This window comes from Pseudoalteromonas sp. SWYJZ19 (genome assembly GCF_015864375.1).
GTDB lineage: Bacteria > Pseudomonadota > Gammaproteobacteria > Enterobacterales > Alteromonadaceae > Pseudoalteromonas > Pseudoalteromonas arctica.
In genome coordinates this window covers 171,582-197,966 of the sequence record NZ_JADYXI010000004.1, presented here as the reverse complement: position 1 = coordinate 197,966, position 26,385 = coordinate 171,582, and the positions used below count along the sequence as shown (strand labels likewise).

The window sequence follows — 26,385 nt, the reverse complement described above, 5'->3', positions numbered from 1 at the left end:
TTGAATACCCAATTAGTTGGCTTAGGCGATACCCAATTTAGCGTGGCAGTGTATGTAGCAAAAGCGCCGCCAATGCCGTTTTTTGAAACACTTCAATGCCTTGAACCGGTTATAAATGAACAAATAAATACCATAAACCAGCACTGCGGTAATGGTTGGCGCAAAGTATTTAACGTGTACGCCAAAGTATTGTTTGCTCTACCAAGTGAGTATTACTCATTTGCTAAACAAGCGCCTACTTGGCAGCAATATCGCGATGAGTTTTTACTGCAAAAAAGTAGTAAAACCGCCCTGCTATTTAGCGCGCCTAATATTACTGTTACTTGTACAGATAAAGCTTCAAATAATAAAAACCAGCTACACATAATTGCTGGGCGTACGCACGCTAAAAGCTTACTCCAACAAGGTAAGCTTAATGCGAAATTTGAGTGGCTCGACGACGAATTTGCAATAGATATAGCCAACAATATTATAGTATGCCCGTATTTTGATTACAGGCAGCTAAGTAATATAAAAATAGCTAGGCTTAGCGAGCTAGTTGCACAACTAAAAAATAGTTAAAAGTAACTAAATGCACACGTACTAAACAAAGGTAGTGGTGCTTAGCTTAAAAGCTGAATCTGCCACTTATAAAAAATATATTATTTGGATTTTAAATTATGACAGAAAAAGAAAAAATGCTATCTGGTCAGTATTATGACCCAAGTGACCCTGAGCTTATTGAATTACGATTAAAAGCTAGCTTAAAAACGGAAGCGCTAAACCAAACAAGTGTTATTCATTTGGATGAAAGAGCTCAAATTATACATGCGTTATTTGGCTCAACAGGAAAACAAGTTCATGTAGAGTCATCATTTAATTGTGATTATGGGTCAAATATTCATGTAGGTGAAAATTTTTATGCTAATTTTGGCTGCGTTATTTTAGACGCTGCGGAAGTTAATATTGGTAACAATTGCTTTATTGCACCACAGGTTGGAATTTATACCGCTACACACCCTATAAACCCAATTGATAGAAGAAGTGGGCTCGAATATGCAAAAACAATAACAATAGGAAATGATTGTTGGATTGGTGGTCATGCAGTCATAAATCCAGGCGTTACTTTAGGTAATAATGTAGTTGTTGCATCGGGTGCTGTTGTTACAAAATCGTTTGGCGATAACGTTGTTATAGGTGGGAATCCTGCAAAAATAATAAAAATGATTGAAAGTTAATTTGCTCAACTTAAAAACTAAGCGACTCTTTAAACTTACTCCTTTTATAGTATTTAATACCAATTCCATTAAGTATGTGATCTAAATTTTACGCCGAAAAAATAATTCAGTTCTAGGCGTAAATTGATGTAAATGGTTGTTCCCTTTGCGAAATTGACAACAAAGAAATGGGTTGTTTTAGCAAGTAAAATAGATCTGCTATTTATTGGAATGGTATAAGCTTAAACCAATCGCCAATAGAGCCTTAAAATTTGATCGGTGTTTGGGATATTGTCGAAAAAATAATAGTTAAACGAGATAGTAATTTAATTAAAAAACAGTTTGAAAATAGACTTACTTATTTGAATTGAATTAGGTTAATAAGAGCGACCATGGCCGGAATTTTAGAGTTAAACCAATTATTAAAATCAATGCAGCCAGAGCTTAAGCAAGGCGAGTATATTTTTTGTTGTTTGGCAGGAAAGCTTGCTGATTATGTTCATTTAGACCCACTTGCCACTTATGTAGAAGAAGAAGGGCTAACCCTTATTTTAAAAGCTGAAACCGCCGATAAAGCAGGTATTACCTTTGAGAGTAAATATAATTTAATTACTCTTAACGTACATTCAAGCTTAGAGGCCGTAGGGTTAACCGCTGCGGTATCTGCAAAGCTCACTGAGCATGGCATTAGCGCTAATGTGGTAGCTGCGTTTTATCACGACCATATTTTTGTACAAACAGATAAAGCACAAGCTGCAATGAAAGCACTTGGAGAGATTGGTTAGGTTGCTGGTGAAGCAACAATCTGATTGATATGAATATTGGAGCGACGGGGGACGCTTCACTTAACCGATCTACGTTTCATAATGCTCTTGTCTTAAAAGCTTTATTAAAACCGCTTTATTTTTTATTACAAATAATAACTCTCAAATCACTCAACAACCAACTTCGATACTACCCATTTATGAAGCGGGTTTTTATTGTAGCGCGGATGCCATGCGGCTATTACGTCAAACGGCGCGGGTAACTGTAGCAGCTCTATTTTTACTAGCTCTGAGCTTACTGCGCGTGAGGGTAAAAATGCGATAGAGTCGGTTGTTTCTAGGTACATCGGCACAATAGAAAAACACGGTGCCGACACCACTACGTTACGCGTTAAATCAAAGCTTTTAAACCAATCGTCAATAGACCCTTTAAAATTTGGACGCGAAGGCGAGGCAATAATACTTGGATAACTGGCGATTTCAGCAAGGCTTGGCTTAGTTCCTGCTATTGATGAATTCGGCGAGGTAACGCAAATATGTTGCTCTTCAAATAACTTAATAATGGGGTAAGTACTTGGGATGTAGTCGGGGAAGGCAATGGCTAGGTTTACTTTGCCGCTTTCCATTAAATCGTGCAGACTGTCTATCTCGAAGTCTCTTATTATAAGCTTTAAATTTGGCGCTTGTGCCCGGAGTACTTTAACTAATGCTGGTAAAACGACTTGCTGTGCGTAGTCGGTAGCGGCTATTACAAACTCATCATTAACTGTTTTTGGGTCAAATATTTTAGGTGCTAATAATGCCTGAAAGTCGTTTAGGAGTTTGTCTATGTCTACCGACAACTCCTCTGCATAAGGTGTAGGCACAAAGCCAGTGGTTTTTCTCAAAAACAGCTGGTCGTCAAACACGTCGCGTAACTTTTTTAGTTGCTCACTCACTGCTTGTTGGGTTAAGCCCAATTTACTCGCTGCTTTTGAGGCGTTCTTCTCGCGAATGAGCGCTTGGAAAATACGCAATTGTTTTATATCTAATCGGTCTAACTTGCTCATGCTGCTGCCAGAGTTATTTAGTAGTAATATTTAACTTATCACATAACCAAATTATCTTGTATCTCTTACATAAAAGGGTTGTTTCTAATTGTTAAAATACTCCCTTACTATGCTCCTACACACTAAAGTGAACAAATGATTGGAGCAAACAATGAAAACAGTAATTTTAATAGGCGCACTAGGTAAAATGGGTCAAGCGGCATTAACCGGTTTATCTAAGCATAAAGTAATTACAGCGGGTCGTTCGGGCGATGTGGATCATATTGTTGATATTACCAGCGAGCAATCAATTACTGAACTGTACGAAAAAGTAGGCCATTTTGATGCCGTAGTTAATACCGTAGGTTTATGTGAGTACGAAACGTTTGCAGATATGAGCGAAGCCCAGTGGATGAGCACTATTATGAGCAAAATGATGGGGCAAATTAACCTTGTACGCATTGGTCAAAAGTACATTGCCGATAGCGGTTCATTTACGCTAATTAGCGGTATTTTAAACGTTAAACCTATTCCGTTTGCGATTGCTGATGCAACAACCAGCGGTGCAATAGATACGTTTGCAAAATGCGTATCACTTGAAATGCCACGTGGCACACGTATTAATGTGGTTAACCCTACCGTACTTGAAGAAGCATGGGACGTATACGGCGAGATGATGCCAGGTTTTCAACCAGTACCAGGCAAGCTTGTAGGTAAAGCGTTTGAGCGTTCGGTTGATGGCTTTATTACTGGCGAAGTTATTTTTGTAGATGCATAACTACCCGCCATATTGGTGAGAGATGCTAGCAAACTAATAAGCGCTTTGTATTTACAGTAACTGCAATGCGCTTTAAAACATATTTTAATAGGTGATGAAATGAAAAAATTAATACCCGTATTTGCTATATTATTGGCTGCAGGTTGTGCCAACGTAGCCCCAAGCTCGCAATATGCTAGCGAGCCAGGTGCCAACTCTAATAAAGAATGTAAAACAATACCGCGCCATAAGCACACAGTTCAGTGGTGTAAGCCACATTCTTCTAAATAGATCGATAAATTAAACTACATACCCACTAAAACCTAGCGCTTTAAAATACAGCTTTGGAATACCAAATTTGCACTCATTTAGCAGCTCGCTAAAGCGCATTCTATCGAGTGGGTAAAACTCATTTTCTAAATCGTGTCCCATTTGTGTTTTACCGGTTTCGGTTAAACCTAATTGCGCACACGTCGTAAGTTGGGCTTCGCGCTCAAACGTCGTTTCGGGGCGCATTAAATCAGCAATATAAAGGAGTGCATCTTTTTTAAGATTGCCCTTCATTGCTTTTAATAGCTGCTTTTTATCGCCATTGTCTTGTACAAAATGCATGACTAATAAACATAAAATGGCATCAGCTTTAACTGATAATTTATCAACAGGGCCATTGTGAATCGTTACGCGACTAGTTATGCCTTGTTCATCAAATTGCTGCTGTGCGATAGCAAGCATATCGGCTGATGTATCTTGCGCAGTAAATTGCCATGTTGGGTTTAATGCAGCCAGTGCGAGCACTTCTTTACCAGTGCCTGCCCCTACTACTAAAATATGTGCATTGTCGCTTAGCGTTGCTTGTAGCTGTGCGTTAGTTAGTTGGTGTAATAACTCATAACCTGGAACTAAACGAGTAATGCGGCTATCGTATTGTGTTGCTTGTTCGCCTGTAAATGTTGGCATTTTTAAACTCCCTAATAGCTATATAACTTCAACTGTGGAATATCCACCTGGCTTTTTGGCTACATGCACTTGAGTGGCTACGCGCTCGCTCATTTGTGTTACGTGCGATATAACGCCTACTTTTCTACCTTGTGCTTGTAATGAATCAAGAGCGTCCATTGCAATGCTGAGGGTTTCGCTGTCTAACGTACCAAACCCTTCGTCAATAAACAAAGAATTGATTTGTACTTTGTTTGACGAAAGCGATGCTAAACCAAGTGCAAGCGCCAGTGATACTAAAAATGACTCCCCGCCCGAGAGCGTATTAACAGAGCGTTGCTCGTCGGCCATGTCGCGGTCAATAATCGCAATGTCGAGCGTTTGTGCTATTGCCGTTAATTCGTAGCGCTTGTTGAGTGTTTTTAAATGGCTGTTGGCATAGTGCAGTAATATTTTTAATGTTTGTGTTTGCGCTAAGTTACGCATGGTTTTACCCGTTGCATCGCCTAGTACTTTATTAAGCAAGTGCCACTGTTCAACCTGCGTTTTAAGCGTTGTTAGTTCGGCTTGCTTACCTTCAAGCGCCTTTGTATTTTGGTTATGCTGCTCAATGGCAGTATTAGTCGCTAGTAATGAACTTTGCAGCTGCGTTTGTTGCTCGTTTAAGCTACTTAATTGGGTATTTAAAGCCTCTGCACTTTGCGTTGGTTTATCGCTACTGTTGTGTTTTTCAAGCGTAAGTTGCTGCTGTTTTAATGCGGCATTTGCATCGGTTAGCGCTTGAGTTAACTGCTCGTGCTGATTTAAATGCGCTTTAATCGTCTCGCTACTAAGTGTTAGTAAAATTTTGACCTGTTCGTGCGTCGCATTGCTAAATTGCGCTTTAAAGTCGCTAAACCACTCGTTATAACGTGCCTCAAGCGTTGCTAGCTCTTGACTGTTTTCAAGCAAGCGTTGCTCTGCGTTTTTAAGTGTTATAGCGTGCTCGTCTCGCTGCTTAATAGCATCATCATGCGCTTTTTGACTTGCTTGAACCAGCAATTGCTTTTGCTCTTGCTCACTTGTGAGCTTTGCTTGGTAGTCGTCTGCGCTTATTTGCTCGTTATTAAATAATGCTAAGCGCTCAGTTTGCACAGTGCTTAATAGCGCTTTAGCTTTTATGAGCTCTTCATTGAGTGTTTTTAACGATTGTTCGTTGTTACTTATAAGCGGGGTAAGCTGCTTTATTTGCTCATTAGCTGTGTGTTGGCGTTTTTGGCTTTGCTCGAGTTGCGTTTGAGTTTGCTGGTACTGCGTAACCTGCTCGTGCAACTGGGTAAGCTCAAGCGTATTGCCTTGTAGTTGCTGCCAAAAATCACTGTTTTCAAATTGACTATTAAGCGTTGTATCCAGCTCGTTAATTTGCGCATTTAGTTCGCTATGCTTACTCGTTATTTGGTTTTGCTGATGTGTAAGCTCAAGCTGTTTATTACTAAGTTGCTGCTGTGCTTGCTGCTCTGCTTTAAGTGCTGCTTGTAGCTCATTTACTTTAGTTTGCAGTGTACGCTGGCGTTTTTGTTGCTCAAAATACTGCGCTTTTTGCTCCGTTAACCGCTTATAAGTGACTTCAAGCTGATCGGCCGTTAAGTCGTTAAGCTCGGTACGTGCACCTTGCATGGTATTTTTAATATCAAGCTGTTTAGCTTTTGCCGTTTGTATTACTTGCTCAAGTTGTCCGTGTTCAGCAGCTAATACAGCATGTTGCGTTTGATGCTTATGCAGCTCGCTTTGTGCATTCTCAAATTGCTTTTTGGCGGTATTAAAAGCATTTTCAAAATCAGTAATTAAGTTATTTAATTGCTGATTTTGATTTACCGCGTACGGGTGCTCCGTTGCACCGCACACTAAACAAGGCTCATTAGGGCGAAGCTCAGTACGTAAATGCTCAACGTTTTCGCTGGCTCTTAAGCGCGCTTGGTTAAGTGCGTACTCGCTGCCTTTTAGCGCTTGCTCACTGGTTATTAAATGTTGATTAAGTAAAGCATGAGCTTGCTGGCTTTCATTTAACTGCTGGTTGAGCACTTGTTGGCGTTGCGTGCTTTGTTTTAGTTCTGTATTAAATTGCCCATAACGCTCGCGTTGCTCTTTTAAGTAATCAATACTCTTTAGCTGCGCGTCGCAATGCTCTGCATTAAATTCAGTCAGCTGGTTATTTAATACCTGTAATGCCGATTGCTCATTATTAAGTAACGCCTCGCACTGCTGCACTTTATTATTTTGCGTATTTAAAAGCTCACTCTGATTTGTAAGCTCGCTATTAAGAGTTTGGCTTTGCGTAACGTTTGCGGCTAATTGCTGCTGTGCACTTAAGTAGGTAGTAAAACTTTGCTTATAATAGCTCCAATCTTTTGCTAAAACATGCAGCTGCTCATGCTCATTAAGCCATTGCTGGCTTTTTGTAGAGTCGGTATTAGCGAGTTCTAACTCGTTACTGCTTTGCTTTAACTGCTGATTGAGTTCATCAAGTTGCGTTTTCTCTTTAGCTATTTGTGACTCAGTACCTTTTATACTTTGGCTTTGCAAAGCAATGTTGCTGTCGAGCTCGCGCGCTTTAGCGATAACGGGCGCTGCATTTTGTTTTTGCTCATTGGCGTTATTAAGCTGCTCGGTATGTTTGGTCAGCGCAGTACTACACTCATTAATTACCGCTAAATGATCAACACTTTTAAGCGTTGTAATTTGCTCATTTTGCACCGTGTTTTGATCTGTTAACAAACTAAAACGGCTGCGGTTATCTTTTATTTCAAGCGCTTGTTTAGCTTGTTTTGCCTGCTCGCTTTGCTCAACGATACTTTCAAGCGCTGAACTTGCTTGTTGCTGCGTTTGCTGTGCTTGCAGTAAGTTTTGCTCAAGCACTGTAGCTTGCTGATACCAGCTAAGTGCTTTTTCTGTTTTGGTCAGCTCTTTTTTAGTGTGTTCGGTTTGCGTTTTTAAATCGGCTAACTTGGTTTGTTGTAACTCAAGCTCTTCGCTTGTTAATAAGGTATAGCTTTCAAGGCCTGCTTTAAGCGCTTCAAGCTTTGCTACTTGCTCTTTATGGCGTTCAAAAATACGCACGCCAATACGGCTAAACTTGTCGGTGCCTGTTAAGCACTCCAAAAGTTGCGCTCGCTCATCGCCCGTAGCTTTTAAAAAGGCAGCAAACTCGTGTTGCGCTAATAAAACCGCACGGGAGAATTGCTCAAAGTTAAGCCCTATTTTGCTTTCTACTTCTTTTATTGTGTGGCTTTTGTCAGCTATTAGGGTTTCGTCTGGCAGGGTTACTAATGTGTGCTCTGCTACTTTAAGTTTGCCTGTTACTTTTTTATGGGTGCGTGAAATTGTATAGCGTGCACGATAAAGCTGTTTATCTTGCCCTAAAAAGTCGACCTCAGCGTAGCCTTCCCAGGTACCTCTACGCAGTAAGTTTCGCGCATCATTTAGCTTAATGCTGTCGCCGTTAAACTCTATTAAATTACCTTTATCGCCACGTAGCCGTGCTGTTTTTGTATAAAGCGCTAAACATATCGCATCTAAAAAGGTACTTTTACCTGCGCCGGTATCGCCTGTAATGGCAAATAAACCCGCGTCTTTTAATGGGGCTTTAGTAAAGTCTATTTCAGCGTCAACAATTGAGGCCAAGTTATGAATACGAACTGCGGTTATTTTCATAGTTGTTCTTGCTCCGTTAGCTCGTTTATCACGTCACTTAAAAGTGCTTTTAGCTCATCGGGTACGCTTTGCCCTGCCATGTCTTTATCGTTTGCGAATGCTTGTTCTAATAGGTTTAGTGGGTTGAGCATTTCAACCTCGCTTAAATCTTCAAATACGGTGCTGTCGTCATTGTTAGCTAATTGCTCGCGTACGCGTTCAATACCACAAAATTTAATATGCTTACCTTCAAGTGCTTGTTCTATTTGCTCTCTGAAGGTGGTGTCAGTATCGCTCGATTTAAGCTTTACACGTAAATAAGGCGCTATTGTATTTTGTGATGTGTCGAGTGCTTTTATTTGCTCGCACAGTTCACTTAATGGAACGCACTCCCCTTTTGGTAAAACAATTACATCGGCAGAGCGCGGAATGTAAAGGGGGTTTACAGTTGTACTAATATGTTGTTTTTCATCAGTAATAAACTCAACAACATTTACTTGGTGCGTGTAGTTACGCTCTGAAAACGACATTGGAATGGGTGTGCCGCTGTAGCGAATAACATCGCTTTTAGCAACTTGTTGCGCTTTGTGTAAATGCCCAAGAGCAACATAGTTGGCTTGTTTACCAAATACATTAGCTGAAATAGACTCTTCACCGCCTATTACTAAGTTACGCTCAGAATCACTTGATATATCTCCGCCTTTAGCGTGTAAGTGCCCCATAACTATTAATGGTGAGTTTTGCTCATTTATATTAACAGCTTGCTCTAGTGCAAGTTCGTAAGCTTTTGCAACGCCTTGTGCATAGCTAGAGCCGTTTTCAGTTTGGCTAAGTGAACTTACATCGCTTGCGCGTAAAAATGGCATAGCGACGATTACAGCGCGTTTACCATTAGTATTTATGGTAATAACAGTTTCATCGGGTGTTGCGACATCAAAGCGCCCTATTACGTGAGTATCAAACTGGGCTAGTAATGGCTGAGCTGCCAAAATACGATTTGCAGAGTCGTGGTTACCCGCAATAATCACTACATGTAATAGTGGGCATGCTTTTTTGGCATCTTTAATAAATTGATAAAGCTGATTTTCGGCGCTAGCACTTGGAGTCGCTGTATGATAAATGTCGCCAGCAACTAAAAGTAAGTCTATTTGTTGATCAACAAGAGTGGCTAATAGCCAGGTAAAAAAAGCTTGATGTTCAACACGGCGATCGTGTTCGTAAAATTGTTGGCCAAGGTGCCAATCTGAGGTGTGGAGGACTTTCATGTCGCGCTCTTAATAAAACCGTAAGAGCGCCAATATACCCAAGGCAGTTAAAGATGCAAGCCTAAGACCCGCATTACTTTAGGTTAAACTGTACCACGCTGAAAAAACAACCGGCAATGCTAAAAGTGCCATTAATAATGGGATTTTTAACGTTTTAGTTTGTTTTGCGTGTAGCGCCTTTAGTGCATTAGTTTCGTTGCACGCTGCTACTTTATCGATATAAAAATAACCCGAATCGAGATACTGCTTACAGTTATTCTCACTTGCTGGAATCGCAATTAGTTCTTGTTGTTTTTTTAGGATGTAAAAATCCATAAGCCCACCGCATTTCTTGCTAGTAATCGATATTAATTTGAGGATAAATGTGACGAATTTATTTGCCTCAAATAAAAAGGTTGGCGATTTTAAATATAAACAGCACTAAAGATCAACCTAAAATTACACTATTTGTCATTTATCGTACAAATAGCGAATATTAATGAAGTTCGGCAATATTTGAGCCAATTATTTACTCGTTTCACTGTGTTTTTGTTCAGTAGAAAGGGCTTTTAGGCCATTTTACTTGTTGCGAATTAGTAATACTTATACGTAGGATTAATGGTTTACCTGGTAATGCCAAAGCAATACTTTTTTAGCAATATATATAAAATGAATGATATTTTTTTAAGTTCTGGGACTTTGTATTTAACCGATCAAAACCATTATTAAAACCCAATTTTGTAAACCCCCTTTACAGTTTTTATCTATTCGTATTTTGTTACAAAATAATTGTATTTTTCAATCTAAAAAACTAAGTGAGCATCACCCTAAAAATACGGTACTTGGTCGCTAATTTATTGAAGCTAACTGGTATATTTGTCAAAGTACGCTCACAAAATTATATTAGGACTAACAATGAAAAAAATAGGTCTTACGCTAAGTGCTTTTGTATTGCCGTTCGCAATATCGAGTGCAGCTATGGCGTCTTCGGTTGAGCAAACAAAAGGTTCTTTTGTTGATAAATTTCGTCAATTAGACGAAGCACTTCCTACACCCAATGTTTATCGTAGTGCCGCTGGCGAACCAGGTGAAAAATACTGGCAGCAACGTGTAAATTACGATATTGATGTGAAGCTAGATGAAAAAAAGCACCGCATTACTGGTAGTCAAAGCATTGAATATAAAAATAACTCACCACATACGCTTAAATATTTATGGTTACAGTTAGATCAAAATATTTTTAAAAGCGATTCTATTGCCGAAACAACAAAAACATTTAAAAGCACTTTAGAAAGCCTACCAGCTCAAAAGCCCGCTAAATTAAGTTTAGGTGAATTACGTCGCCAGCAATTTATGAGCGACAACGAACTGGGTTATACAATCAGTGGCGTAAAAGATGACGATGGTAAAGAACTACGCGTAACTGTAGTTGATACCTTAATGCGCATCGATTTAAACGAGCCATTAAAACCAGGTAAAGAAGTAGAATTTAGCATGAACTTTGCCTTCAACATTGTTGAAGAAGATGCAGTGGGTGCACGTTCTGGTTACGAGCACTTTGAAGAAGACGGCAACGACATATTCTTAATTGCTCAGTGGTTTCCTCGTTTAGCGGCTTATACCGATTACGAAGCATGGACAAACAAGCCGTTTTTAGGCTCAGGTGAGTTTACGCTTGAGTTTGGTGATTACGATGTTGAGATTACTGTTCCGGCAGATCACATTGTATCGGCAACAGGTAAACTTGATAACGCGAGCAAAGTACTTACGAGTACTCAGCGTAAACGTTTAAAGCAAGCCGAAACATCTAAGCGTCCTGTGTTTATTGTTAACGCAGAAGAAGCGCTAGAAAACGAAAAAGAAGGCACCGACAAAACTAAAACGTGGCACTTTAAAGCGCAAAACGTACGTGACTTTGCTTGGGCGTCGTCTCGTAAGTTTATGTGGGATGCAAAGGGTTATCAGCAAGGTGGTGACGTTCAACCTTTAGTTATGGCAATGTCGTTCTTCCCTAAAGAAGGTGGTGACTTATGGGAGAAGTACTCAACTGAAGCGGTAGTACACACAATGGAAGTGTACTCTAAGTATTCTTTTGACTACCCATACCCAACTGCGCAATCGGTAAATGGCCCTGTTGGCGGTATGGAATACCCAATGATTACCTTTAACGGCCCGCGTACTAAGTTACAAGATGATGGTACACGTACTTATTCTCAAGCTGAAAAGCGCTTTTTACTTGGCGTAGTTATTCATGAAGTGGGTCATATTTACTTTCCAATGATTGTTAACTCAGATGAGCGCCAATGGACGTGGATGGATGAAGGCTTAAATAGCTTTTTAGATGGCGTTGCTGGTCGTGAATGGGATCCTACTATTCCTTGGGGTGTTGAGCCTCGCGATATAGTGAGCTACATGAAGTCTGAAAACCAAGTACCTGTTATGACTCAGTCAGACAGTGTATTACGCTTAGGTCCTAATGCTTATACTAAACCTGCAGCAGCCCTTAATATTTTACGTGAAGTAATTTTAGGCCGTGACTTATTCGACTTTGCATTTAAAGAGTATGCTCAGCGCTGGAAATACAAGCGCCCTACTCCAGCTGATTTTTTCCGTACAATGGAAGAAGCCTCTGGTGTTGATTTAGATTGGTTTTGGCGTGGCTGGTTTTACACCACAGACCATGTAGATATCTCTTTAGATAAAGTATATCAACTACGTTTAGACACTAAAAACCCTGATATTGATTACAGCCGTTTACGTGATATTGAAGCAGACAAACCTACTTCATTATTTGTTGAGCGTAACCGCGCACAAGGTAAAAAAACATGGGTTGAGAAAAACTCTGATGTTACCGATTTTTATGACGAAAACGACCGTTTTACTGTAACCAATAAAGAACGTAACTCGTACAATAAGTTTTTAAAAGGCTTAGAGCCGTGGGAGCGTAAAACGCTTGAGCGTGCTTTAGAAGAAGATAAAAACTATTACGTTATGGAATTTTCAAACCTTGGTGGTTTGGTAATGCCTATTTTATTAGAGCTAACATATGAAGATGGCACTAAAGAAGAGCGCTATATTCCTGCTGAAATTTGGCGTCGTAATTATAAAAACGTTCAAAAGCTGATTGTTACCGATAAAAACAAACCGCTTGTATCAGTTACTGTTGACCCAGGCTGGGAAACAGCTGACGTAGATGTTGAAAACAATAACTACCCTCGTCGTATTATTCCTTCACGTATTGAAGTGTTTAAAAAGGAAAAGAGTAAAGCTAAAGTAAGTCGCGATATCATGCAAGATATTAAAACTGAGCTTAAAACTGATGAGAAGAAAGACGAAAAGGATGACGGTGAGGAGCAGCAATAATGCGCTTTTTGCTTATTATTGTTTGCCTTTTAGTTGCTGCGCCAAGTATGGCGCATCAACTAAAGTCGTCAGTTACAACCGTGCTTTTTAATAAACGAACGCATAATGTTGAATTAATGCATCGCTTTTATTTACATGATACCGAACACGCCGTAGGAACATTGTTTAAAGGCAAAATTGATATTATTAGTAATAAAGCCGACCAACAACGTTTTGCTAAGTATGTTGAATCGCATGTTGCTCTACAAACGTTAAGTGGTGAACCTTTACCACTTAACTTTGTGGGAGCACAAGTTGATGGTAAGTTTTTTTGGGTTTACCAAGAAGCACCAATTCCTGAAAATATTGAAGGAATTAAAATGAGTAATGGCGCACTTCGTGATTTATGGCCATCTCAGGTAAATATGGTAAACGTTGAGGGCAAAGGTAAGATTAAAACTTTAAACTTTGCTCAAGATGATACTTGGCTCGAAGCCCGCTTTGAGCAAAATTAATATTTAAAACTTCCCCAACCGACGCGCACAGCAGTTGTTTATGTGCGCGTTTTCTTCATACGTTTAAACTGCGTTCATGTTTGATCTGTTATTTGTAAATTTACGTAAAATTTGTGAGTTCAATTTGTATATTTACCTTTTTTTGCGCATGATATATCAAGCACTTAAATTACTTTGTTATCAATAGATTGATAATGGTGCGTATTAATATTTAAATATAGTTAGTTTCATTTATCCCTTTGTATTTACCGGCCTAGGGCATAAGCAGTAGAGAATTTTATGTTTAAATTTCATTTAGTAATAACTAAATTCAGGGAATGATATGACTACTCAGGTTGAGGCTATTTTTGGAGTGATTTTTGATTTAGATGGAACATTGGTTTCATCAGAATTAGATTTTGCATTAATAAAGGCCCAAATAGGTTGCCCTTGCGAGCAAGACTTACTTGATTACATTGCTCAGTTGCCCTCACCGTATATGCGTGAAGAGGCAATGAATATAGTTCACCAACACGAATTAATAGATGCACAACATGCCAGAATATTACCTGGTGTGAGTGAAGCTATTCATGCTTTAAAGTCTAAAAATATTCCGATGGCGATTGTTACTCGCAATTTTGATAAAGCAGCGGCAATTAAATTACAAAATAATCCACTCCCTATCAGTACAGTTTTAACACGAAGCGATGCCCCAGCAAAGCCAGATCCCAGCGCTTTAAATGCCATTGCTACACTTTGGAACATTAACGCCAGAAATTTACTTTATGTAGGCGATTACCTTTACGACATTCAAGCTGCGCACAATGCAAATATGCGCGCGTGTTTATACGCTCCAGAGTCAACGCCTGCTTATGCCGATCAGGCAGATTACGTTTTACATGACTTTGTTGAATTAGTGACATTAGTTGAGAGTTATTCTGAAAAAATAGAGTTATGTTAAATAGCGCACTATTAAATTTATTTAAGAATAAGTGCTACGTTATTTAAATTACAAAATAACGTTTGTTCCTAGCCCAATACGTTTTGAATTGGTAAAATACCGCAAAACGTAACGTATTCATTAGGGGCAAAAAATGGGCAGAGCATTTGTAGTTCGTCAAAGTTCTATGATCAAAACAGCTAATGCAAAAACAAAAGTAAACTCAAAGTATGGTAAAGAGATTTACGTTGCAGCAAAAAGTGGCGATCCCGATCCCGAAGTAAATCAAACACTACGCCGTCTAATCGAAAAAGCTAAAAAAGACCAAGTACCCGCGCACGTTATCGATAAAGCAATTGAAAAAGCAGCCGGTGGCGCAGGGGAAGATTACTCTGTTGCCCGTTACGAAGGCTATGGTCCTGGTAATTGCATGGTTATAGTTGACTGTTTAACTGACAATCCGAACCGTACAATTAAAGATGTACGCTTACCGTTTACTAAAACAGACTCAAAAATTGGTACTCCTGGCTGCGTAGCACATATGTTTGATCATTATGCGGTACTTGGCTTTGCGGGTGATGACGACGAAATAGTATTAGAAGCATTAATGATGGCTGATGTTGATGTTAGCGATGTTGAAGCCGAGGACGGTAAAATATCGGTATTTGCACCGCCAACAGAATACTTTAAAGCTAAAACTGCCCTTGAAGACGCATTTGAAGGCATTAACTTTGAAGTTGACGAAATTACGTTTATTCCTCAAGTTAATATTGAAATTGAAGACGAAGAAGTTATTGCTAACTTTGATAAGTTTATAAATATGCTTGAAGATTGTGACGATGTACAAAACATTTATCACAATGCTATTGTAAAAAATTAGATTTAATTAGCTAAAAGATTTAAAAAGCGTGTTTTGTGTATGCAAAACACGCTTTTTTACGTTTGAATAAATGTTAGATATTCATGTGTATTATGCTTATTTGAATATATATTTTTAAAATGCCTTAAAAGTGCTGTTATTCTAATTTTAGGAGATAAAAAACCAGCTTAAAAGCTGGTTTAGTACTTAATCTGAACTTTGCTTAAGCGCTTAAAGCGTATTCGTTTTTTGTGCTTTATATTTTATACGGTAGCTATGTAGTAGTGGTTCAGTGTAACCACTCGGTTGTGTTGCGCCTTCTAAAACCAGTGCAAGTGCAGCTTGAAACGCAATGCTGTTATTAAGGGTTTCTTCGTTTATTGCCATGGGTGTATACGCAGTGTCGTGCTCGTTTTGACCATCAACTACTTTGGCCATTTTAGCCATTGTTGATTTTATTTGCGCCTGTGAACACACGCCATTTAGCAACCAATTAGCCATATGCTGGCTTGAAATACGCAGTGTTGCTCTGTCTTCCATTAGCCCGATATGGTTAATGTCGGGTACTTTTGAGCAGCCAACGCCTTGATCAATCCAACGTACAACGTAACCTAAAATGCCTTGTGCGTTGTTTTCAAGCTCGCTTTGAATATCTTCTTTTGAAAGCCTTTTAGGGTCTGTCATTAGCGGCGGTGTAAGCAGGTCATTAAGGCTCGCAATAGTTCGCTTAGCTATACTTTGCTGCTCGGTAAATACGTTTATATCGTGATAATGCATTGCATGCAGAGTAGCGGCTGTAGGGGAGGGCACCCATGCAGTATTAGCGCCTGATTTAGGGTGAGCTTGTTTTTGCTCCATCATTAATGCCATTTTATCTGGCATTGGCCACATGCCTTTACCTATTTGTGCTTTATGACTTAAGCCACAAGCAAGGCCAATATCGACGTTGCGATCCTCATAAGCTTGTATCCATGGTTGCTGCTTAATCTGTGCTTTTGGAAGTACAACACCCGCTTGCATAGAGGTATGAATTTCATCGCCTGTTCTGTCTAAAAATCCAGTATTTATAAATACAACACGCTCTTTAGCTGCATAAATACAGGCTTTTAGGTTTACAGAAGTACGGCGTTCTTCATCCATAATACCCATTTTAAGCGTGTTTTTAGGTAAGCTTAGCGCTTCCTCTACTAAGCTAAATAAAGTGTTAGTAAACGCTACCTCTTCAGGGCCATGCATTTTTGGTTTTACTATATTAATACTTTGCGCGCTGGTATTTTTAATACCTGTTTTTTTATTTAGGTCGTGCAGGGCAGCGGTGGCAGTAAACATCGCATCCATAATGCCTTCAAATACCGGTTGATTGTACACATCGGTAATAGCAGGGTTCGTCATTAAATGGCCAACGTTTCTAACAAACATCATGCTACGGCCTTTTAAAGTAACGGTGCCGCCATCGAGTGCGGTGTATGTTTTATCACTTTGCAGAGTGCGCTCTACAGTTTTATCGCCTTTTTTAAACGATTCAACTAGGTTACCTTGCATCAGACCAAGCCAATTTTTATAAACTTGTACTTTATCTTCTGCATCTACCGCAGCTACAGAATCTTCACAATCCATAATGGTTGTAAGCGCGGCCTCTAACACTACATCTTTTAAGCCTGCTTTATCTGCTTGGCCAATAATGTGGTGGTGATCGATATGTAGCTCTATGTGTAAATCATTGTTTTTTAATAATACTACAGTAGGATTTTGCGCTTCACCTTGATAGCCAATAAGCTGAGATGGGTCGGCTAATGTGGTTTGAGAGCTATCACGTAACGTAATTAAAAGTGCGCCATCTACTACTGAATAATTAGTGCTTTCTATGTGCGAGCCATTAGTCAGCGGCAATGCTTTATCTAAAAACTGACGAGCGTAGGCCATGACTTTAAAACCACGTACTGGGTTGTAAGTAGTGCCTTTTTCGGCGCCGTCTTCTTCGCTTAACACATCAGTGCCGTATAAAGCGTCGTATAACGAACCCCAACGTGCGTTAGCAGCATTAAGTGCAAAGCGTGCGTTACTTACAGGCACAACCAACTGAGGCCCTGCTGTAAGCGCTACCTCGGGTTCTACATTTTGAGTTTCAATCTCAAAGTTGGCAGGCTCTTTTACTAAATAACCAATATCTTGCAAAAAGGCTTGGTACTTAACGCTATCCCACGCTTTATTAGCAAGATGGTAGTCGTCTATTTGCTTTTGAAGCAGCTCTCGCTTTTCAAGCAATGCTGTGTTTGTAGGGGTAAGTGTTTGCACTATATGTGCAAAGTTTTGCCAAAACTGCTGCTCACTCAAATGCGTGCCAGGGAGTAATTGGTTTTTAACGAAATCAGCAAGTTGTGTGTCTACGCTGAGTCCTGAATGTGTGAGAGTGTGGGACATAATTGCCTTCCTTAAACGGTCGCGATGTTGTTGTGTGCTTGTGCGTTAAGGCAACAATAACTCAAAAAAGCAATGTTGAGTGCTTTTTAGCCATTCACAAAATGTATAGCCGCAATAATAACTATAAATTTACTAAATCTAAAAAATGAGCCTAATGTTGAATCAAGCGAAACGGAGCACACACTCCTAGCCACTCTCACAACATTAAAATAATTTACACACTCGTTCGAAGGATTTTATTATGACAACATATCAACGCGAAACAGACACTCTTTCTACTCTTTGCCAATCTCAAGGCAGCCCATGGAAAGCTATTAACCCTGAATACGCAAGCCGTATGCGTTTACAAAACCGCTTTCGTACTGGGATTGAAATTGCGCAATACACAGCAGACGTAATGCGTGAAGATATGGCTGCATATGACGCAGACACAAGCCAGTACACACAGTCTTTGGGGTGTTGGCATGGTTTTACTGCCCAACAAATGATGATGGCTATTAAGCGCCACCAAAAAACAACTAAACGCAGCTATGTGTACTTAAGTGGCTGGATGGTTGCAGCGCTTCGCTCTGCATTTGGCCCGCTGCCAGATCAAAGCATGCACGAAAAAACGTCGGTTCCTGCATTAATTGAAGAAATTTATACGTTTTTAAAGCAAGCTGATGCACGCGAACTTGACCACTTATTTAATGACCTAGATGCAGCAAAAGCGAATGGCGGTGACGTTCAAGCGGTTATTGATAAAATAGACAACTTTGAAACCCATGTTGTGCCAATTATTGCTGATATTGACGCTGGTTTTGGTAACGAAGAAGCAACTTATTTACTCGCTAAAAAAATGATTGAAGCCGGTGCGTGTGCCATTCAAATAGAAAACCAAGTGTCTGACGCTAAGCAATGTGGTCACCAAGCGGGTAAAGTTACAGTACCGCACGAAGACTTTTTAGCAAAAATCAATGCAGTACGTTACGCTTTTTTAGAACTCGGTATTGATAACGGTATTATTGTGGCACGCACAGATTCATTAGGTGCCAGCCTTACTCAAAAAGTACCTGTGTCGCAAACACCTGGTGATTTAGCAAGCCAGTACAATGCATTTTTAGAAACCACGCCAATTAACGGTGTTGATGACTTAAATGAAGGCGACACAGCAATGAAAATTAATGGCCAGTTATGTAAACCAACTCGCCTAGATAACGGTTTATTTCAGTTCCGCGAAGGCACTGAAAAAGACCGCGTAGTACTAGATTGTATTACAAGCTTGCAGTCGGGCGCTGATTTACTGTGGATTGAAACAGAAAAACCACATGTTAAACAAATTGCAGAGCTTGTAAATCGTGTAAAAGAGCATGTGCCAAATGCAAAACTGGTATACAACAACTCGCCTTCGTTTAACTGGACGCTTAAGTTTCGTGAGCAAGTGTATCAAGAATGGCAAGAAGCTGGCCGTGACTTAAGTGCTTACCCAAGCCTTGGCGACAACAAAGGCTTAATGGCTCCAGAAATGGATGCAACAGAGCTTGCTCAAGCAGCCGATTTATTAGTACAAAACTTCCAACGCGATGGCGCACGTGAAGCGGGTATTTTCCATCACTTAATTACTCTGCCTACATACCATACAGCTGCGCTAAGCACTGATATTTTATCGGAAGGTTACTTTGGCGACATGGGTATGCTGGCGTATGTACGTGATGTACAACGCCAAGAAATTCGCCGTGAGCAGGCATCTGTTAAGCACCAAGATTTAGCGGGGTCTAACATGGGCGATACACACAAAGAATACTTCTCTGGTGATAACGCGCTAAAAGCCGGTGGTGAAGATAACACCATGAACCAATTTTAATTCCTAACTAGATAGTGTTACTCAAGGGCCAATAGGCCCTTTTTTATTGCTTTAAGTAAAGTTAGAACATTGAAGCACAATTACAGATCAGACTTTAACTAGGGCGTGTTGATCTTTGTGGATTGAAATTTGTTCAATCTAGGGGCGATTAAATCGCGGCGCGAGGTTTGTAACCTAGTGGGCTAAGTAAAAACCGAGCAACAAAGAGTTTATCGTCCCTAGAAAGAACCCAAAGGGCAGCGCATGTTTGGTATTTATGCTACGTTATCGCCTATTCATGGGGAATAACCACACTACATAAGCTCCGTCTTGCCTAAAAACCAAACATACTGCTGCAAATTAACCCACCAAAGTTCAACACGCCCTTGCCAAATCATGTTGGATCACTATTTAACTACCTGAGTGAATTTACAGATCAGAGTTTAACTAACCTTTCATAAAACAGCATATTTGGGGTGATTTTGCTGTAAAAAGCGTTTACAACAACTTTAAAAGGCAGGTAAGTGACTGATTTTTGCTTTAATAAGCAAACTTAGCGAATTTATAAACCGATTTTTTACTAACTTCTCTGTGCTATAAAACAAAATTTTACTAACTGAGAGGGTATAAACAGTGACTCAAACCGATTTTTTACCAACTCAAGTTACAAAAAATGCTATAAACCGAAATTTTACTAACTGAAGTTTTAGCTAAGTCCGATATTTAACTGCCACAGAAGTGTAAAGGGGGTTTACAGTTTGAATACTAAGGCGGTAAACATAAAAGCCACTTATTTGAAGTGGCTTTTATTTGAGCTATAAATTTATTACCCAGAGTTTATTTAGTGTGTTTATCAAACCACCATTGAATATAAGCTACTTTAGTCATTAAGTTTGATGGGTGAGCTGTAATACCATGCGATGCATTAGGAATGCGCACCATTGCAGTATCAACGCCTTGTAGTTTTAATGCCTGATAAAACTGCTCAGTTTCTGATATTGGTGTACGGTAGTCAGATTCGCCAGTGAGCAACATAGTAGGAGTTTTAACGTTTCCAACATAACTAATAGGCGAGCGCTTCATGTAATGCTCAATGTGATCCCACGGTTTACCCGGAAACCAGTAATCAGCAAAAAACGGGTAAAAATCGGCAGTTAGTACAAAGCTGATCCAATTAATAACAGGCTTAGCAACTACAGCCGCAGCAAAGCGATCTGTATGACCTACAATCCAAGCTGTTAATACACCACCGCCAGAGCCACCGGTTACAAACAATTTAGACTCGTCAATAAAGCCTTTCGCTATTAGCGCATCAACGCCAGTCATTAAATCATCAAAATCGTTACTTGGATAATTATGATGAATAGTTTGTGCAAACTCTTTACCGTATGAATCACTACCACGTGGGTTCATGTATAAAACTACATTTCCTTTGGCTGCAAACAGCTGAATTTCAGCGCTAAAGTGCGGGCCATAATTAGCTACTGGACCGCCATGTATTTCTAGTATTAGCGGATATTTTTTGCTGCTGTCAAATTCTGGTGGGTAAGCAATCCAACCTTGGATTGGTAGCTCATCGTGGCTTGATTTAATCCAAATTTCTTCCACTTTAGCCAAAGTTTTATCAGCCAGAGCATCACTATTAAGGGTAGTTAAACGCTGCGCTTTACCGCGTTTAATTGTTGCTATATCAGCAGGGCGCTGAGTATCGGCAAGGGTAAAGGCTACTTCGCCATCTTCGCTTACATCAAAGTCACCACCAGAATAAGGGCGTCCAAAGGCAACACTGCCAATTTGAGTTGTTATTATTTTACGCTTGCCGCTGCGTGGTTGATAGGCGAGGGCGGTTTGACCTTTATCTGCATAGCTAAAGTATATGCCTTTGGAGTTTGCACTCCATTTCATTTGACCTACGCTACGATCAAAATCTGGCGTTAAGCTAGTTGTGTTACCTGTTTTTAAATCACGAATATAAAGCTGAGCGTTTTCGTAGTTAGTGCGTTTATCATCGTAACCTGTGTACGCTAAGTAACGACCATCGGGCGATACTTTAGGCTGCTCGTCAGGTCCGTTTCGGTCAGTAATTTTAGTTATATTTTGTGTGGCTAACTCGAGTTGATAGATTTCACTGTTTGTGGGTTTTAGCTGGTTGTTTGTGTGCCTGTTCGCAGAAAAATAAAGCGATTTACCATCGTTGCTAAAACTTACATCGCCTGCGTTATCAAATTCATCATGAGTGAGTTGTTTGGCATTACCACCGTTAGCATCTATGGAAAATAATTGGCTAAAACCTTTTTGCGTGTAACCGCCACCATCTGAACGGTAATAAACATCATCAATAAATTTAGCGGGCTCTGCCCAGGTTGCGCCTTTTGGTTTGCCTGGTAAGCTCACTGGCGCTGAATTAGCGCTTGGAACAAACATGCTAAATATTAGCTGACTAGAATCAGGGCTCCATGTAATCGCACGTGGACTACTCGTTAAGTTACTAATTTTTGCCATGGCACCTGTTTTAAGCCATTTAATATATATTTGGCTGCTGCCATCGCGGGTTGATATAAACGCAAGGCGTTGACCATCAGGAGAGAGGACTGGCGAATAATCCATATGCACGCCAGAGGTTAGCGGCTGCATTTGTTTGGTTTTGTAATCAACAGACCAAATATTACCAACTTTGCGATCTGTTTTTATATCCATGCGGTTACGCACAAAATAAACAGTTTTACCGTCTTCGGTTATATCTATTTGATTGGCATATTCTAAATTAAACACGTCTTGCAGTTGTAGTGTATTTGTTTCAGCGTAGGCTAAATTGCTACAGCCTAAAATGAGGCTAAGTGTTAAAAGCTGTTTCATTTTAATCCCTGTTGTTACTTTTTTAATTTGCTAAGTAGTTATATGTTAGGGATTATTAAATTAACAGTAGGATGCGATGAAGCTCTTATTTAACTCTATGAGTTAAAGCTGTAAAGGGGGTTTACAGCTTCTATTTGAGGTTGTGTAAAAGTTTAGTTAGCTGAGTTACACAGGGCTTTTATATCTTTTATAAGCGCTATGCCATCAGCGTTGTCGCCATGTACGCATAAGCTATCGGCGTTGAGCGTTAGCTTTTTTCCAGTTCGTGTTGTCACGCTGCCATCGGATAAAAGCTGAGTTACTTGTTTTAGTAATGCAGCTTTGTTGTGAACACTACCCTCAAGTGTTCGTGACACTAAATGCCCGTCGTCGGTGTACTGTCTATCGGCAAATGCCTCGAGTATTAGCTCAACTCCTGAGTTTTTAGCTATCTGAATGTGCTTATTGGCATTTTTAGTCGCTAAAACCATTAGTTTTAAATCGGTAGGGTAGCTGGCAATTGCATTTATAACGGTTTGTAATATTGACTCATTTGCCATCATGTCGTTATAAAGCGCGCCATGTGGTTTAACATAGCTAAGCGTTAAACCTTGTACTTTTGCCATGCCCTCAATAGCGGCTATTTGATAATGCAGGCAGTTTATTAGCTCGCTTGTACTAAGATTCATTGAGCGCCTACCAAAACCTTGCAGGTCTGGGTAGCTGGGGTGAGCGCCAATTTGTACGTTATATTGTTTGGCAAGTGTGAGCGTGCTTGCCATTACATCGGCATCGCCGGCATGAAAACCACAGGCAATATTAGCCATATCAATATGTGGCATTACATCATCGTCTAGCCCCATTTTCCACGCGCCAAAACTTTCGCCTAAATCACAATTAAGTTTCATATTAATGCGCCTTTTGCGATTTTATTGTAACAGGCAGTACGCCGTTAGCAGGCGCTTCACCCAGTAACACTTTTGCAAGGGCGGTAAAAGCAGGCCCAGATACAATATCGTTTTTATCTACATCAATATTATATGCGTAGGATGCAAGTACAGCATTTGCATAATTACCAAATTTAGCAATGTCGTACGGTGCTCTTAGGCTTATAAAAACAGTGCTTTTATTTTCCTCTTTTGCCATATTTAATAATGACTCAAGTGCTTTTGGTTGCTCTGCATTATTAAGTGCAAAATTAGGATCGTCTTTTAAATCATCCATACCGCCAATTTCTACCGCACTTTGATTAGGCGTTGCATTGCCGGCTATAACTATATCAGCAGCGTGTATTTGTGCTTTTGCGAGTGCAGGGTCGAACCCTTGTAAGCTACTACAGCTATAGGTGAATTTTTGCTGGCTGGTAGCTTCAATTGCTTGCTGCATTGCCATACATTTACGCGTGTCGGGCATAATAATATGAACATTACTTCCTGCTTTTAAATTAAGCGGTAAAATACTGTTATTATTTTTAACCTGCGTTATAGCCTCTACAGCAAGTTGCGCTTCTATTTCACGATGTGCTGCACTGCCAATAACCTGCTTAGCTTCAGTAAGCGCGGTAATAGGGTCAAAATTAGTGCTTAATCTAAATTTATTTTTAAGAGAGGTAATACGCATCGCAGATTGTGCTATTTCTTGCTCATCAAGTTGTTTTGATTTAACCGCTGCAACAAGCTCTTTAATAAGGTCATCGAGCTTGTTTAAATCATCCGGCGTTCTAATTTCAACGGGCATTAGGGCAATGTCAGCCCCAGCCGCAAACGTATTAATTACCGCTTGAGTTGGTGTAAAAAAGTTACTAATACCTGCCATATCAAGCGCATCGGTTACTACAACACCTTGGTAATTAAGCTCACCGCGTAAAATATCAGTAATGATTGCGCGCGACATTGTTGCCGGTTTTATCATGGTTTTGCCATCAACACTTACAAACGTTGTGCTATCGAGCGCTGGATACTGGATATGCGCCGTCATGATCATGCCAGGGTTTTGCTTGGCGATAATGTGTTTAAACGGTGATAGGTCTTGCTCGTAAATAACCTCTTTTACATGGTTTACTTGAGGCAAACCTGTATGGCTATCTACATTTGTATCGCCATGCCCAGGAAAGTGCTTTAACGAAGTAATAACGCCATTGTTTTCAAACCCTGCAACTTGAGCTGCGCCTAGCTTACTAACGAGTGCTGGGTTTTCACCAAATGAGCGTACGTTGATAACAGGGTTATCGGGGTTCATGTTTACATCAACCGTAGGCGCATAATTTACATTGATACCCAGCGAATTTAGCTCTTTAGCTATTACTGTTGCTGTTTTTGTGGCAAAGCTTGTACCGTGTTTTTTGTACGTTGCGCCAATCGACATATTACCGGTAAATGATGTAGCAACATCGCGTGGTAAACGCGCTACACGTCCGCCTTCTTGATCTATTGATATAAATAAAGGCAGCTTACTACTGGACTTACTTGCAGCTGTTTGCAATTGGCTATTAAGCGTAATGGTTTGTTCTATTGATTGAGTGTTTTCAGAAAATAAAATAACTCCGCCAATATCGTATTTAGCAATAGCGACGGCAAGCTCATTAGGTAACTCGGTCATTGGAGTTCGGCATTTATTACTTGCTCCTTGCTGGCAAAAGTAGCGAAAGTCGAGTATTAACTTTTGCCCAAGTTGTTGTTCAAGAGAAAGCACGGGTTTAGCAAACGAGGATTGTAATGGCATTAAACACCCAGATAAAAAAACGATAGACGGTACAATACACTTATTTAACAAAACACACTCCAAGGCTAAAAAGTAGATAAATGTATGCAGCTTAACTACTTTTTAAAGTAACTGCAAAAGAAGGTTTTCTTTACAAAAACCATTAACGTATTGTAAAAATTGAAGAAAAATTATAGTTTTGAACTTAGTGAAAAGTTATATTTTTTCTGGCTTTATTGATATTAGGTAATAAATTTTTAATAGGGTGTAATTGCAGGCTTTATGCTCAATTATAGGTGCAAGTATTGAATGCCTAATACTTAGGATGGCATTCATTTTCGAAAGAATTATTAATAGCCTTAATCTTCGATTTCTTATTTTTCATTTAACGATTACAGCCTTTATTAGTACTTTAGTAAGTCGCTTTTATTCTACCTACCAAGCACAAAAGGAGCAGTTAAAAACTTACACTAAAAATAACTATGCCTGCGCTAATAAACTAGCATCAACAACTTATACTCTTTAGAATCAGCAATGCAATAACCTGCCTATTCAACTAAAAATCATCTTGAAAAGACAATATTGTGGCGCATTTAGGTAGAGAAGAATTTGTATTTTTTTACCTAATAAGAACAGCAAAGTGCGCAAAATAGCGGAGCGATCACGTCAAACCGTTGAGTCTATAAATACGTAAACTATTGGATTTATAATAATTCCTATTGGCATTGCAACTTGGTCTGAGCGTAGTAACGAAATAGACCAAGTTTACAAATGTGCTGACAAAGTACTTTACCATGTTAATAAGTATGGTAGTGGTAAGTGCATTGTTGCTGATTAAAAGTGTGTTTCGATAGGAGAGTAATCAATTGCAACTTCTACATTGCTCACTGAGCTATAATTGTTTAGATCTTTAGATAATCCTGCAATATCAACATCCTTTTCAACAAGTAATGTGTAATTGTGAGCTGTCGATTTAACTAACTCATAATTATTTTTTAACTCATCAGGCAAAGAATCGGTATTTAATGTAATGGTAAGAGTACCTGTTACTACACCTTTTTGCTTTAAGTTCTGATTATAAATAACGTCGCCTTTAAATAACTGCTCAGAGTTAAAAATAAGCTTATCACCCGATGAATTTATGCTTTTAGATGCTTTTTTCATAATACCTTGACTACTTTCTTTTTTAGGAAAAATAGTGTCAGTTTTCTGGTTCTTAGATGGTTCTTTTATAATGATTTCTGCTGTTTTAGGTAGCGCCTGAGAGTTGTTAACCTCTGTTTTTTCACTGTTATTACATGCAGATAGTAATAAAGCTGCAATTATTGGCACTGAACTTATAAAAATTATTTTTTGCATTCGTTTACCTTTGTTTACT

At 39.5% G+C, this 26,385-nt stretch carries 20 protein-coding genes; 10 read left to right on the top strand and 10 right to left on the bottom strand.

Going from position 1 to position 26,385, the window contains the following annotated elements; genetic code table 11:
• The 3 genes from I6F45_RS05930 to I6F45_RS05920 all read left to right on the top strand — a co-directional run bounded on the left by I6F45_RS05930 (position 1) and on the right by I6F45_RS05920 (position 1,981).
• Positions 1-561 (top strand): DUF6942 family protein, encoded by a 561-nt coding sequence (locus I6F45_RS05930; protein WP_166112806.1) that lies wholly within the window; start codon positions 1-3, stop codon positions 559-561.
• 98 nt (positions 562-659) lie between these two features.
• Positions 660-1,217 (top strand): sugar O-acetyltransferase, encoded by a 558-nt coding sequence (locus tag I6F45_RS05925; protein ID WP_024613121.1) that lies wholly within the window; start codon positions 660-662, stop codon positions 1,215-1,217.
• A 371-nt stretch (positions 1,218-1,588) separates the two neighbouring features.
• Positions 1,589-1,981, top strand: a complete 393-nt coding sequence (locus tag I6F45_RS05920; RefSeq protein WP_165741054.1) for an ACT domain-containing protein — start codon at positions 1,589-1,591, stop codon at positions 1,979-1,981.
• 146 nt (positions 1,982-2,127) lie between these two features.
• Here I6F45_RS05920 and I6F45_RS05915 read toward each other — a convergent pair whose 3' ends face one another.
• Positions 2,128-3,009 carry a LysR family transcriptional regulator gene (locus I6F45_RS05915; protein ID WP_165741055.1) on the bottom strand — a complete coding sequence of 294 codons (882 nt, stop codon included), beginning with the start codon at positions 3,007-3,009 and terminating at the stop codon, positions 2,128-2,130.
• A gap of 151 nt (positions 3,010-3,160) precedes the next feature.
• On the opposite strand from I6F45_RS05915, the gene I6F45_RS05910 reads away from it, so the two are divergent.
• Positions 3,161-3,766: a short chain dehydrogenase gene (locus tag I6F45_RS05910; RefSeq protein ID WP_165727910.1), complete on the top strand. Its 606-nt coding sequence runs from the start codon at positions 3,161-3,163 to the stop codon at positions 3,764-3,766.
• Between the two features lie 99 nt (positions 3,767-3,865).
• A complete protein-coding gene (locus I6F45_RS05905; protein WP_165741056.1) occupies positions 3,866-4,036 on the top strand; it encodes a hypothetical protein in 171 nt (56 codons plus the stop codon).
• A 9-nt stretch (positions 4,037-4,045) separates the two neighbouring features.
• Here the strand turns inward: I6F45_RS05905 and I6F45_RS05900 are convergent, their stop codons facing one another.
• The 4 genes from I6F45_RS05900 to I6F45_RS05885 form a co-directional block, all read right to left on the bottom strand.
• Entirely contained in the window at positions 4,046-4,702 is a 657-nt protein-coding gene (locus I6F45_RS05900; RefSeq protein WP_165741057.1) for a class I SAM-dependent methyltransferase, read from the bottom strand.
• An 18-nt stretch (positions 4,703-4,720) separates the two neighbouring features.
• Positions 4,721-8,371: an AAA family ATPase gene (locus I6F45_RS05895; protein WP_197159943.1), complete on the bottom strand. Its 3,651-nt coding sequence runs from the start codon at positions 8,369-8,371 to the stop codon at positions 4,721-4,723.
• Positions 8,368-9,615 carry an exonuclease SbcCD subunit D C-terminal domain-containing protein gene (locus tag I6F45_RS05890; RefSeq protein WP_197159938.1) on the bottom strand — a complete coding sequence of 416 codons (1,248 nt, stop codon included), beginning with the start codon at positions 9,613-9,615 and terminating at the stop codon, positions 8,368-8,370. The genes I6F45_RS05895 and I6F45_RS05890 overlap by 4 nt, the downstream gene beginning before the upstream one ends.
• Before the next feature lie 78 nt (positions 9,616-9,693).
• Positions 9,694-9,930, bottom strand: a complete 237-nt coding sequence (locus I6F45_RS05885) for a hypothetical protein (RefSeq protein WP_002959190.1) — start codon at positions 9,928-9,930, stop codon at positions 9,694-9,696.
• Between the two features lie 579 nt (positions 9,931-10,509).
• Here I6F45_RS05885 and I6F45_RS05880 point away from each other — a divergent pair.
• From I6F45_RS05880 to I6F45_RS05865, 4 genes are all read left to right on the top strand, one after another.
• On the top strand, positions 10,510-12,957 hold the full coding sequence (locus tag I6F45_RS05880) for a M1 family metallopeptidase (protein ID WP_024592705.1): 2,448 nt from the start codon (positions 10,510-10,512) through the stop codon (positions 12,955-12,957).
• Complete coding sequence (locus I6F45_RS05875; protein ID WP_007583614.1) at positions 12,957-13,451, top strand: DUF6702 family protein; 495 nt, start codon at positions 12,957-12,959, stop codon at positions 13,449-13,451. Before I6F45_RS05880 ends, I6F45_RS05875 begins: the two co-directional genes overlap by 1 nt.
• A gap of 322 nt (positions 13,452-13,773) precedes the next feature.
• On the top strand, positions 13,774-14,391 hold the full coding sequence (locus tag I6F45_RS05870; RefSeq protein ID WP_024592706.1) for an HAD family hydrolase: 618 nt from the start codon (positions 13,774-13,776) through the stop codon (positions 14,389-14,391).
• A 133-nt stretch (positions 14,392-14,524) separates the two neighbouring features.
• Entirely contained in the window at positions 14,525-15,250 is a 726-nt protein-coding gene (locus I6F45_RS05865; protein WP_024591562.1) for a YebC/PmpR family DNA-binding transcriptional regulator, read from the top strand.
• A 210-nt stretch (positions 15,251-15,460) separates the two neighbouring features.
• Here the strand turns inward: I6F45_RS05865 and I6F45_RS05860 are convergent, their stop codons facing one another.
• Complete coding sequence (locus I6F45_RS05860) at positions 15,461-17,650, bottom strand: malate synthase G (RefSeq protein WP_197159937.1); 2,190 nt, start codon at positions 17,648-17,650, stop codon at positions 15,461-15,463.
• Between the two features lie 241 nt (positions 17,651-17,891).
• On the opposite strand from I6F45_RS05860, the gene I6F45_RS05855 reads away from it, so the two are divergent.
• Positions 17,892-19,493 carry an isocitrate lyase gene (locus I6F45_RS05855; protein ID WP_165741547.1) on the top strand — a complete coding sequence of 534 codons (1,602 nt, stop codon included), beginning with the start codon at positions 17,892-17,894 and terminating at the stop codon, positions 19,491-19,493.
• Positions 19,494-20,309: 816 nt separating this feature from the next.
• Here the strand turns inward: I6F45_RS05855 and I6F45_RS05850 are convergent.
• The 4 genes from I6F45_RS05850 to I6F45_RS05835 form a co-directional block, all read right to left on the bottom strand.
• Positions 20,310-22,328, bottom strand: a complete 2,019-nt coding sequence (locus I6F45_RS05850; RefSeq protein WP_197159936.1) for a S9 family peptidase — start codon at positions 22,326-22,328, stop codon at positions 20,310-20,312.
• Between the two features lie 152 nt (positions 22,329-22,480).
• On the bottom strand, positions 22,481-23,215 hold the full coding sequence (locus I6F45_RS05845; RefSeq protein WP_197159935.1) for a 5-oxoprolinase subunit PxpA: 735 nt from the start codon (positions 23,213-23,215) through the stop codon (positions 22,481-22,483).
• Between the two features lies 1 nt (position 23,216).
• Entirely contained in the window at positions 23,217-25,028 is a 1,812-nt protein-coding gene (locus I6F45_RS05840) for a glycoside hydrolase family 3 protein (protein WP_165740907.1), read from the bottom strand.
• Positions 25,029-25,841: 813 nt separating this feature from the next.
• Positions 25,842-26,366 (bottom strand): hypothetical protein, encoded by a 525-nt coding sequence (locus I6F45_RS05835; RefSeq protein WP_024592711.1) that lies wholly within the window; start codon positions 26,364-26,366, stop codon positions 25,842-25,844.
• Positions 26,367-26,385 lie beyond the last annotated feature (19 nt).

Excerpts from the sequence above, each read along its gene's own strand:
- I6F45_RS05865 (WP_024591562.1), top strand. The coding sequence starts at position 14,525 with ATGGGCAGAGCATTTGTAGTTCGTCAAAGTTCTATGATCAAAACAGCT.
- I6F45_RS05895 (WP_197159943.1), bottom strand. The coding sequence starts at position 8,371 with ATGAAAATAACCGCAGTTCGTATTCATAACTTGGCCTCAATTGTTGAC.
- I6F45_RS05855 (WP_165741547.1), top strand. The coding sequence starts at position 17,892 with ATGACAACATATCAACGCGAAACAGACACTCTTTCTACTCTTTGCCAA.
- I6F45_RS05860 (WP_197159937.1), bottom strand. The coding sequence starts at position 17,650 with ATGTCCCACACTCTCACACATTCAGGACTCAGCGTAGACACACAACTT.
- I6F45_RS05890 (WP_197159938.1), bottom strand. The coding sequence starts at position 9,615 with ATGAAAGTCCTCCACACCTCAGATTGGCACCTTGGCCAACAATTTTAC.
- I6F45_RS05840 (WP_165740907.1), bottom strand. The coding sequence starts at position 25,028 with ATGCCATTACAATCCTCGTTTGCTAAACCCGTGCTTTCTCTTGAACAA.
- I6F45_RS05835 (WP_024592711.1), bottom strand. The coding sequence starts at position 26,366 with ATGCAAAAAATAATTTTTATAAGTTCAGTGCCAATAATTGCAGCTTTA.
- I6F45_RS05850 (WP_197159936.1), bottom strand. The coding sequence starts at position 22,328 with ATGAAACAGCTTTTAACACTTAGCCTCATTTTAGGCTGTAGCAATTTA.
- I6F45_RS05910 (WP_165727910.1), top strand. The coding sequence starts at position 3,161 with ATGAAAACAGTAATTTTAATAGGCGCACTAGGTAAAATGGGTCAAGCG.
- I6F45_RS05915 (WP_165741055.1), bottom strand. The coding sequence starts at position 3,009 with ATGAGCAAGTTAGACCGATTAGATATAAAACAATTGCGTATTTTCCAA.
- I6F45_RS05845 (WP_197159935.1), bottom strand. The coding sequence starts at position 23,215 with ATGAAACTTAATTGTGATTTAGGCGAAAGTTTTGGCGCGTGGAAAATG.
- I6F45_RS05905 (WP_165741056.1), top strand. The coding sequence starts at position 3,866 with ATGAAAAAATTAATACCCGTATTTGCTATATTATTGGCTGCAGGTTGT.
- I6F45_RS05900 (WP_165741057.1), bottom strand. The coding sequence starts at position 4,702 with ATGCCAACATTTACAGGCGAACAAGCAACACAATACGATAGCCGCATT.
- I6F45_RS05870 (WP_024592706.1), top strand. The coding sequence starts at position 13,774 with ATGACTACTCAGGTTGAGGCTATTTTTGGAGTGATTTTTGATTTAGAT.
- I6F45_RS05885 (WP_002959190.1), bottom strand. The coding sequence starts at position 9,930 with ATGGATTTTTACATCCTAAAAAAACAACAAGAACTAATTGCGATTCCA.
- I6F45_RS05880 (WP_024592705.1), top strand. The coding sequence starts at position 10,510 with ATGAAAAAAATAGGTCTTACGCTAAGTGCTTTTGTATTGCCGTTCGCA.
- I6F45_RS05875 (WP_007583614.1), top strand. The coding sequence starts at position 12,957 with ATGCGCTTTTTGCTTATTATTGTTTGCCTTTTAGTTGCTGCGCCAAGT.
- I6F45_RS05920 (WP_165741054.1), top strand. The coding sequence starts at position 1,589 with ATGGCCGGAATTTTAGAGTTAAACCAATTATTAAAATCAATGCAGCCA.
- I6F45_RS05925 (WP_024613121.1), top strand. The coding sequence starts at position 660 with ATGACAGAAAAAGAAAAAATGCTATCTGGTCAGTATTATGACCCAAGT.